Consider the following 308-nt stretch of genomic DNA (forward strand, 5'->3'; position numbering starts at 1 on the left):
GGCCCGCCCGGCCTGCTCGACGATGAAACGGGTGTTGTTGTTGCGCCAAAAATCTAGAAGTTGATCCAGCAGGTCCTGGCGGCTCTTGAAATACCAGTAGAAGCTCGAGCGGGAGACGTTCAACTTCTGCCCGAGCGCAAGCACGCGCACCGCCTCGACGCCCTCGGAAATCAGCGTCTCCAGCGCGAGCTTCATCCAGTGATCGCGCGTCACCTTGGTGTTTCCGGTCAGACCGGACCGTCGCACGACTTCATCAGCACTGGAATCGGAAAGCATAGCGAACCGGCCAAGGTTTAGACGCCGGCTAG

Annotated in this window: 1 protein-coding gene; it reads right to left on the minus strand. The window is 59.7% G+C overall.

Annotated elements, in window-relative coordinates; translation table 11 throughout:
• On the minus strand, window positions 1–276 hold a 276-nt coding region (locus EN818_RS31690; protein ID WP_135906726.1), incomplete at its 3' end, for a TetR/AcrR family transcriptional regulator.
• Window positions 277–308 lie beyond the last annotated feature (32 nt).

This window comes from Mesorhizobium sp. M3A.F.Ca.ET.175.01.1.1, assembly GCF_004791945.1.
In the GTDB taxonomy this organism is placed as follows: Bacteria; Pseudomonadota; Alphaproteobacteria; order Rhizobiales; family Rhizobiaceae; genus Mesorhizobium.